Below are 9,896 nucleotides of genomic sequence, written 5' to 3'. Positions count from 1 at the left end.
CCTCTGGTTCGCATTTCCTCATTTAAATATAATAAATGTTAGGGTTACCTCTCAACTGACTTTAACGAGCTTTATACCCCTATACATTAAAGTATATAGACGCATATCGTAGTATTAGGGAAAGAGTTTCAGGTCGTTACTTCGTCATTCCTCTTTTCAAATTTATAGTTCTCCATTTATAGTCTTTTTTGACTTTAAATGTGTATAAGCTTTTCACTTATAAACGTGTCACACCAATGTATCACTGATAAATATTGCAGGAGATTTTGGTATAGCGACCAGTAAAAGTACTTGGATCATTACTTCCTATTCCGTTGCCGAAGCCATAGTATTACCCCTTATCGGATGGTTGACATTACAGTTTGGAACTGTAAAACAATATATCTGGTCCACAATATTATTTGCCATAGCCAGTTTATTTTGTGGGTTGAGTTTTTCTCTCTCTTCAATGGTAGCTGCCAGATTATTACAAGGAGTTGTAGGAGCTAGTATGATTCCCCTTTCTCAGACCCTAATCATGAAGATTTTTCCCAAGAAAAAACGGGGAATAGGGATAGCTATCTGGACAATGACCCTTATACTCGGCCCTATCTTAGGCCCGGTTATCGGAGGAGCTATTACCGATATAGCATCTTGGAGATGGTGTTTTTATTTCAGTATTCCCCTCTGTCTTTTATCTAGTGGAGTAATCTACTATATGTTTAAAGAGGACTATGCCAGTGAAAAATTTATAAGGGTAAAAACAGATGTTGTAGGTATCTTCTTACTTATAAGCGGTATAGGTTCTCTCCAAGTTTTTTTAGAACAAAGTACAGACTTAGACTGGTTTTCTAGCCCATCTATCGTTATACTCGCTATTATTTCATTTATGTCCTTAGTTACTTTGGGGATTTGGGAATGGTATCATGAAAATCCCGTTATAAATGTCAGATTATTTTTAAATAAAAACTTTACCGTAGGAGTCCTTTCTCTCCTGGTTGTGTCTGCAGCATTCTATATGACTGCCGTTATTTTACCTTTTTGGCTACAAAATGTTATGGGTTATACCTCATTTATAAGCGGTAAAACTACAGCTACCTTAGGCTTACCCATATTGCTTTTATCTCCTATTATCGGTAAGTACACCGATAGAGTTGATAATAGATATATTGCCATTACGGGATTTATTATTTTTGCCATAGTTTCATTTTCCACTTCTAATTATAGTTTGGATGTTACATCTAGCTACGTCTCGTATACCAGAGCTTTAAGTGGTATCGGCCTTGCATTTTTCTTTGTAGCTCTAAACAATGTATCTCTTGGAAGTATAAAACCTATTGAAATGGTGGCTGCAGCTGGAATTTTTAATTTTATGAGAAATTTGGGAAACAGTATTGGCAGCAGTCTGTTTATCCCCCTATGGAATCATTCTCGAGCTTATCACAACGAGGTGCTAACCAGTCATATCCATACGGGTAATCCAAACTTTTTACCCCTAATTAATTCTATCCCAGGTCCTATTCAGACTAAATTAGTTGTCATAAATGGTTTAATCACAAAGGAAGCAGTTACCATGGGAGTCAATGATGTACTCTTCATTGCCGGACTTATTATTTTAGCTCTGGTTCCATTTATGCTCTTAGCAAATAAAACAACAGGTTCTGCTCAAAGGGGGGCATTAAAAAAGTAGGTCGATATAGATATATTGTAGAATACAGTATTTTCAGATGAAATAAGGCTACTTATGCTACCTTTAAGGCTCTTTATGACCCCCTTAAGGCTCATGAGTGGCCCTTTCTACTCTTCACCTCTCAAACCCAATAATACCAACGGATTTATGACCTCCTTATTTGACGCATTTCGATTGTAAGGGTGTAATTACAAGGGGAAGTTTTTAGGAGGGAACAGGAGGCGAATGAGAACGAATTTTAGTATATCTTAAAAATCCTGCGAATTAAACACTCTTTTTCTAATGTCTAGTTCACAGGTTACAGTATATTGACCCCTTCCTTTTTTCTATATTATTAGTTTAGGATTTAATCCTTGATTATTTTTCACGGAACCAATACTTTTGGTTTTAATTCTCTTATTCCAACATCCCACAGAAATGTCCTTTTATTTTAATATTCGCGATATTAGGGGCTTAGAGGGAAGTTCTATAATTACAACCATATTAACTCTTTTTCAACCTTTTTATTTATTTTTTTCTAATATATATCATTTCTTATTAAATCTTCGTATGATTCCCTTCTAACCATAAGAGCTGACTCTCCATCTTCTACCATAACTACAGCAGGTCTGGGAATTTTATTATAGTTACTTGCCATAGAATAATTATACGCCCCTGTACCAAATACACATAAAATATCTCCTAATTCTGCCCTCTGTAATTTTGTATCTTTCATGATTAAATCCCCAGACTCACAACATTTCCCTGCTACAGTTACTATATTTTCTTTTTCTTCCAAACACCTATTTCCAATTGTTCCACTGTAAACAGCCTGATACAGAGCCGGTCTTATATTATCGGTCATTCCTCCATCGATAAAATAATAGTGTTTACCCGAATAGGTAGTTTTTAATCCCTGTACCGTATAAAGGGTAGTTCCTGCATTGGCTATTAGTGATCTTCCCGGTTCAATCTGAAGTTTTTTAATCCCTAAATTATATTCTTCATTTATTTTTTCTATAATCCTTACTTGCTCTTTCAGACATAGTTCTAAATCAATGGGCTTATCGCCCTCTGAATAATAGATTCCGTATCCTCCTCCTAAATTTAGAGTTTCCACTCCTATGCCTTCTTCAACCAATCCCTTTATATATTCGGTTATGACTTCGGCTTCCTTTAAAAAAGAGCTTACATCAAATATCTGAGAACCTATGTGGGCATGTATCCCCTCAAATTTCACCCATTCACTTCCATTTATTCTTCTTATCAGTTCCTTCGTCTCCTCCATAAAGATAGATTCTCCAAATTTCGAATCAAATTTTGAAGTCTGAATATACTCATGAGTATGTGCATCTATTCCTGGGTTTATACGTAAGATTGCATTTGTTTTCTTCTGTTTTTTCCACATATATCCTCTAATAGTTCAAATTCTAAATTATTATCCACTATGATTGTACCTATTCCATATTTTACAGCCATTTCTAGTTCTTCTATGGATTTACTGTTTCCATGGAAATGAGCTCTTTCCATGGGAAAATTAGCCTTTAAAGCCGTATATATTTCTCCTCCAGAAACGACATCTAAACAAAGATCCAGTTCCTCTACTATCTTACACATTCCCACAGTTAAAAATGCTTTGGAAGCGTAGGCTACCTCAGTTTTAAAAACTGTAGATTTAAAATTTTTCTTTATTAATTCTGCCTTTTCTACTATATAATTTTTATCCATAATATAGAGGGGAGTTCCATACTCTTCCTTTAATTTTTTTACCGATACTCCACCAATTTCCAAAATTCCATTTTCATTAATCTCTTGAGTTCCAAACATATATACCCCCACCTTTCCTTTGCTTTTTATATAAATATACTACCTTTTTCCCCTCACCCTGTAAAATATAGATATTATATAAAATAAATGACCATTATTAATTAAAGCATACCTACATATGCTGTATGTAGGTTATATATATGTCATTTATATTATACTTGAAATATTTCTAATATGGAGCTATACTCAATAGTATCTTTATACTAAGGAGATTCATTATGAGAAATAAAATGCCTATTGGAATATTCGACTCTGGAATTGGAGGTCTTACCATTCTGAAAGAGATTAGAAAAATTTTACCCAGGGAAAATATCATCTACTACGGGGACTTTAAAAATAATCCCTACGGTGTTAAGACTACCTCAGAAATTCAAAAATTAAGTGAAGATATAGTGAAATTCATGATTCAAAATCATTGCAAAGTGATTATAATAGCTTGTAGCCTTATGACTGCGGCTTCTTTGGAATATTTAAAAGACAAATATCCTATTCCCATCATAGGGGTTATAGAAGGAGGAGTGAAAGCAGCCCTCTTAGAAAGTAAGAAAAACAAAATCGCCTATATTGCGAACCCTTTTACCGTAAAAACTAAAATCTATGAAAAAACCTATAAAAAATATTCAAAAGATGGATACCTCTATGGAATCCCCTGTAAAAGACTATGTGCCCTCATAGAATCTGGCTGGGAAAATCACCCCCATCGTCTGAAAGTTTTAAAAAAATACTTGGATAAAATTCCAAAAGATACTGATACGCTTATTCTAGGCGGAACTCATTATCCCCTTATAAAGGAAGACATAAGAAAGTTTTTCCCTGAAAAAATTGTAGATTCTTCCAGAGAATCTGTTTTTGAACTTTTAAATATACTTATTCCCATGGATCTTTTCAACAAAGAAAATAAAAAAGGAAGTGTAGATTTCTGCATCAATGGAGATACAACCCTTCTTTTAGACAGACTCCCAGAAATATTTACGGAAGAATTTACAAATGTTTTTTCTGTAGATTATTAAAGCTCTGATTATTCAACACAAAGTAACCGCAAAAGCTATCACTGAAGAACTTCTTTTATCTTTTATCTTTTATTCTTGGTTAAAATCTGCATACATTTAATTTTTTTTATTGGGTATAGAAAAAATTAATATTCGTATAATCTCTGCGTAATCTGCGACTAAAGTTTTTCATCTTTTTTCTTGGTTTCAAGCGAAGTTTATAGTCGTTCCACAGTGAATCGTAAATGGAGTCCGTTAAGAACTTTCTCACTTAGAGGTGAGGTCTGAGAGAAATCATAAAGAGGGATTCTAAAATATAGAATCTCTCTTTTAAATTTCACTATTATTTTTGTATCTCTGCATTCCCGAAATACCAAGTTCCTAGAATATCTCTTTCCCAGTTTTTTACCTTGTCTTTAATCATTACTACACCTGTATAATAATAAAGAGGTGCTATTATTGTCTGATCCATCATTATTTTTTCAGCAGCATAGAGTTTTTCATCTCTAGATTCCCCACTGACTAATTTAGATTCCTCAATTAATCTTGTAAATTTTTTATTCTCAGGAAATTTACCATCTTCTGTAGCTCTCCATTGAGCATTATTATTTCCTGAATATGAAGTCCACATATCTAAAAATGTCATAGGATCATTATAATCTCCTAACCATACAGATCTCATAACCTGAAAGTTACCCATACTTCTTGTAGTTTTAAATACGGCCCATTCTTGATTAGCCAAAGTAACATCTATACCTAGATTTTTCTTCCACATATCTTGGATAGCTTCTGCTATAGCCTTATGCGATTCACTGGTATTATACATAAGTTCTATCGGAGGCATTCCCTGGCCATTTGGGTATCCTGCTTTAGCCAAATATTCACGGGCCAACTCTACATTTGCTTTTGTAGACATACCGTAATCACCAGCTGTAGCTCTAAAATCATTTCCCTTGGAATCTATAAGCCCATCGGGAACAAATCCTGTAGCCGGCATCTGTCCTGCCTTAGTTATTTGATTTACAATCGCTTCCCTGTCTATAGCAAGTGACAACGCTTTTCTCACATTGATATCATTTGTTGGTGCCTTGTCTACATTGAATAGATAATAGTATGTTCCTAAGTATGGTAATGTTTTAAATGTTGGATCTTCCATCTGTCTTTTAGGAATTTCCTGCACAGGTACCTGTCCAGATATAACATCTATCTCGTTGTTATCATATGCAGTCAATACAGTACTTCCTTCTATAATCATAGTAAGTACCATCTTTTTTAGTTTTATATTTTCTTTATTCCAGTAGTTTTCATTAGGAGTCAATATAATCTTATCATTCATCTTATATTCCGATACAATAAAAGGTCCATTTGATACTGTTAATTGAGGATCCTTTGCCCATCCCTCAGACTTTTGATCTACTATATCTTTTCTTACAGGCATATATGTAAAAAATGTCACTAAATTTAAAAAGTATGGTGTAGGAGCTTCTAAGGCCACTTTTAGAGTCTGTTCATCTATTACTTCTATTCCTACATCTTCCCTTTCCCCTTTTCCTTTAAAATAATCTTGTCCTCCTTTAATATAATAAAGCTGGTAAGCATATTCAGAAGCTACCTCTGGATCTAATCCTCTCAGCCAAGCATATTTAAAGTCTTCTGCTGTTACCGCTTTACCATCGGACCATTTCGCATCTTTTCTCAGGTGAAATGTATATATAGTTTTATCATTCGATACTTCCACAGATTCTGCAACTGCCGGCTCTGGCTTTCCTGACGCGTCATTTCTCATAAGTCCCTCAAAGGTATTGTTGATCACCATTGCACCAGATGAATCGGTATTTAATTGCGGATCAATCGATGGGGGATCTGCATCCAAGTTAAACCTCAATACTTGCTCTACTTCATCCGTTACCGCTTCCCCTTGGCTTTCTTTTTCATTTTCTCCACATGCTGTAAATAATAACATTATTAAAACACTTAAAACATACATATATTTTTTCATTTTACCCCCTTGTAAGAAATATTTATTGATAAATTTTATCCATTATATAACAAGTTATTTGACTACATCATCTTTTTAATTCGGAATTTCAACTCTCTGTTTATATACCGTCTTTTTCATTTTTTCTTTTATTTTCATAGGATTATCTATGAGGGAATCTATACTAAAATATATACTTCCTCCTACCTCATCTAAACTCCTATTATATCTCACTTGATTTATAAGTTCATTTGGGTCTTCCCACCCCTTGCTTCCCACCTTGTAGGCTGCCTGACCAATATATAATTTTACACCGGTTCCCCTCACTTCATCAGCCCACCAATTAACCAAAGTATTATATTCCGCTACCTTAAATCCTTGGTTCCAATAGATCTGCGGAACAATATAATCTATCCATCCCCTATCTATCCATTTTCTAGTATTTGCATAGATGCTATCGTAATTAGTTATTCCTGCTTTTGTTTTTGACCCACTTTTATCTCGATCATAATTTCTCCATACACCAAAAGGACTTATCCCAAATTGAATATTTGGTTTTTCTTTTTTTATCTTACTATTCAAAGTTTTTATAAATTTATTTACATTATCTCTTCTCCAATTAGCTGCTATAGAAAACTTTTTTCCATATTTTAAATATGTCTTCCAATCAGGCAGTTTTTCTTCTCCTACTGGATATGGATAAAAATAATCATCCATATGTACCCCATCTATATCATAATTTTTTACCACTTCCATTATATTATCTATACTGTAATTCATAGCTTCTGGAACTCCAGGATTATAATATAGTTTACCTCCATATCTAAACGTCCACTCTGGATTTAACATAGCTGGATGGGTGCTTATAGGGACCTCTTCTTTTTTCATTGTGACCCTGTATGGATTGAACCATGCATGAAATTGTAGATTTCTTCTATGGGCTTCCTCTATCATAAACTGCAATGGATCCCAGCCAGGAGATAATCCTTGGGTACCTGTAAGATACTTTGACCACGGCTCAAATGAAGATGGATAAAAGGTATCAGCGGCAGGCCGGATTTGAACTACTACAGCATTCATATTCATCTCTACTACTTCATCCAATAATTTTATAAACTCCTGTCTTTGAGATTTTTGAACATCTTTGCCTATCCCCACAGTTTTAGGCCAGTTTATATTTACAACACTCGCTATCCAAACCCCTCTAAATTCTGGTTTTTCTACCTCCTTTACCACACTGGCTTTTTTCTCTATTCCGCTACATCCCACTAGTATTAGCAGGAATAATATACTGAATAATTTCTTCATCAATCTCTATCCTCCCTCGATTACTACGACGCAATATTCTACCATACTACTATAAGTATTAGATTTTTTTAGGAAAAAGTCAAATTAATTGATATAATATTTTTATAAAAAAAATTAAACATGGAGTTGATTTATGAATATTAAACCAATTGGAAATAGAATATTAGTAGAACCCTTAAAGATTGAAGAAAAAACTTTTAGTGGTATCATCCTGCCCGGTACAGGGGAAACCAAATCTTCTAATATGGGAGTTGTTGTTGCACTTGGAAATATCGAAGTAGAGATTAAACTCGGAGATAAGGTATTTTTTAGACCTCATTCTGGGGTAGAGATACCTGATTCAGATAAGAAATTTCTTATCTTAGAGATGGAAGAGGTCTTGGCTGTAATAGGATAAAGATAAAAAAACGAAGAGAGGGTCTATCCCGAATTACGTGTAAATTAAATTCCTAACTACTAAAGGGAGAGCTGCTGAAACGGCTCTCTTTTTACATATATTTTTCTCCCTGTTCTGGATAAACAATTACTAACATTCTTAATATTTTTTCCCAAGATCGCACCTTTTGAGTCCATTTTTTAGATATATTTTGGGTTACTAAATAAAGTATTTCTTCTAATGATTCAGCACTGATGTTTCGCGGTAAATATTTAATTTAGACGGACTTATCCCATGAAAAATTATGCTGTTTTTAAATCGGATAATTTTAAAAAGGTTTCCTTTAATCCTAATAAATAATATTTAGTTTTTAATTTAAAATGATTTATATGCGTTTTCATCTTTAATTTTTCCAATTTTACATATGAGTATATTGAACAAAATAGATGCCCAATAATTGTTTGAACTGTTCTTACTGTTGCTTTACCCATTGAACAATTTTGCTTCAAAGATCTATGGTAAACTTCATTCGGTTGAAAATTACCTATATTGACTTTTCTAAATTGTGTAGAATGAGCAGATTTAGTTGAGGCAATTAAAAAATCGAGAAAATCTAAGCCAACTATTCAAAATATCGAATAGCTCTAAATTTCTTTTAAATTGGATTTAAAAGCATATTTAAATTTTATTTTATTTACTTTTTTGGGAAAATGAAGTAATAAATAGTGTATACTTTGTTATTACAATTATATTAGAAGTGATCTTTAACTTAAAAAAACTTAAAAAGAGCTCATAAAGAAGAAAAAAGTGCTTTTAATATTTCAAATCTTGTGAAAAAAAATTTTCAATTTGTTGGAGTATACTCGATTTTGTTTTTAAAATATACATTAAGTTACAAGTTCTTTCGATAATGTTTCAAAAACTCTAAAATTAGATCGAAACATATTGATATGAGTCATATTTTAAAAAAACATTGACTTTCTAAAAAAATCATGTAATTATAAACTAGAAACACAATTATTTGAGTTAATGATTTACTAAGGAAATAAAGTGGCCTCTTATTTTAAAATTAGTAAATGTAAGTTGATATAACTGATAGAGGATAATCCCTTTTATGAGGTGTTTTTTCTAACATTGATTGACTTTTTGTTTATCATTTTATAGTTTCTAGAGAAAAATTTAAGGAAGGTGATCGTTATTAATAAGATTTTTGTTTCTGGTTACTCAAAAGTTCCTAAAAGAACAACAATTTTAGGAATGTATTCTGAAATTGTTGTAGTGATGGTGATTGATCAAAAAATTCATAAAATAATAAAAGCAGACTGTTCTTTAGCTACTAATTTATCTAATGAATTTGTACAAGAAATTCTAATAGGGCAAAATTTGAAAAATTTTCAACAAATTGAAAACCAGTTTAACAAAAAATATTTTGGGGCAGCAAAAAAAGCTCTTATTGCAGCATGTCGAATTTGTCATGAAAAATATTTACAAACTCAAAAATTAATTGTTTAACTGATGTTTCACGGTATATTTTTTTCTAAAAAAGAAATATACTCCTAGTAATAACATTTAAAGGAGTAGCTTTTATGAATAAAAACTTGCTTGAACATATTCAAATTTTTTAATTGTTTCAACTAAATCTGCTCATTCTACAGATCTACAAAATATTACTGATTCTAAAATCTCTAAAGATTCTATTTATCGATTTCTTAGTTCAGGTCAGTTTTGTGAAAAAAACTTTTGGTTGGCAATTAAACCTACATTAAAATC

Annotated in this window: 9 protein-coding genes; 4 read left to right on the top strand and 5 right to left on the bottom strand. The window is 32.6% G+C overall.

Translation table 11 applies throughout. The annotated features are described in order from the left end of the window. Positions 1 to 244 precede the first annotated feature (244 nt). Positions 245 to 1,669, top strand: coding sequence for a DHA2 family efflux MFS transporter permease subunit (locus tag V5784_RS02305; RefSeq protein ID WP_336887434.1), 1,425 nt, complete (start codon positions 245 to 247; stop codon positions 1,667 to 1,669). 517 nt (positions 1,670 to 2,186) lie between these two features. On the opposite strand, the gene lysA is transcribed toward V5784_RS02305, so the two are convergent. Both lysA and V5784_RS02295 read right to left on the bottom strand, forming a co-directional pair. Beyond that, on the bottom strand, positions 2,187 to 3,056 hold the full coding sequence (lysA, locus tag V5784_RS02300) for a diaminopimelate decarboxylase (protein WP_336887432.1): 870 nt from the start codon (positions 3,054 to 3,056) through the stop codon (positions 2,187 to 2,189). Beyond that, positions 3,014 to 3,475, bottom strand: a complete 462-nt coding sequence (locus V5784_RS02295; RefSeq protein ID WP_336887431.1) for a hypothetical protein — start codon at positions 3,473 to 3,475, stop codon at positions 3,014 to 3,016. Before V5784_RS02295 ends, lysA begins: the two co-directional genes overlap by 43 nt. A gap of 218 nt (positions 3,476 to 3,693) precedes the next feature. Between V5784_RS02295 and murI the strand changes: the two genes are divergently transcribed. After that, positions 3,694 to 4,485 (top strand): glutamate racemase, encoded by a 792-nt coding sequence (gene murI, locus V5784_RS02290; protein WP_336887430.1) that lies wholly within the window; start codon positions 3,694 to 3,696, stop codon positions 4,483 to 4,485. Positions 4,486 to 4,807: 322 nt separating this feature from the next. Here murI and V5784_RS02285 read toward each other — a convergent pair whose 3' ends face one another. After that, positions 4,808 to 6,463 carry a peptide ABC transporter substrate-binding protein gene (locus V5784_RS02285; RefSeq protein ID WP_336887429.1) on the bottom strand — a complete coding sequence of 552 codons (1,656 nt, stop codon included), beginning with the start codon at positions 6,461 to 6,463 and terminating at the stop codon, positions 4,808 to 4,810. Between the two features lie 75 nt (positions 6,464 to 6,538). Then, on the bottom strand, positions 6,539 to 7,750 hold the full coding sequence (locus tag V5784_RS02280) for a family 10 glycosylhydrolase (RefSeq protein WP_336887433.1): 1,212 nt from the start codon (positions 7,748 to 7,750) through the stop codon (positions 6,539 to 6,541). A gap of 133 nt (positions 7,751 to 7,883) precedes the next feature. Between V5784_RS02280 and V5784_RS02275 the strand changes: the two genes are divergently transcribed. Next, on the top strand, positions 7,884 to 8,147 hold the full coding sequence (locus V5784_RS02275) for a co-chaperone GroES (protein WP_336887428.1): 264 nt from the start codon (positions 7,884 to 7,886) through the stop codon (positions 8,145 to 8,147). Between the two features lie 281 nt (positions 8,148 to 8,428). On the opposite strand, the gene V5784_RS02270 is transcribed toward V5784_RS02275, so the two are convergent. Continuing rightward, positions 8,429 to 8,617, bottom strand: coding sequence for a hypothetical protein (locus tag V5784_RS02270; RefSeq protein WP_336887427.1), 189 nt, complete (start codon positions 8,615 to 8,617; stop codon positions 8,429 to 8,431). Between the two features lie 697 nt (positions 8,618 to 9,314). Between V5784_RS02270 and V5784_RS02265 the strand changes: the two genes are divergently transcribed. Further along, positions 9,315 to 9,638 (top strand): DUF3870 domain-containing protein, encoded by a 324-nt coding sequence (locus tag V5784_RS02265; RefSeq protein ID WP_336887426.1) that lies wholly within the window; start codon positions 9,315 to 9,317, stop codon positions 9,636 to 9,638. Positions 9,639 to 9,896 lie beyond the last annotated feature (258 nt).

The organism is Psychrilyobacter sp. (assembly GCF_037132775.1).
Taxonomy (GTDB): domain Bacteria; phylum Fusobacteriota; class Fusobacteriia; order Fusobacteriales; family Fusobacteriaceae; genus Psychrilyobacter.
Note: the sequence above shows the minus strand (reverse complement) of the source record. Positions and strands in the feature narration are given on the sequence as shown.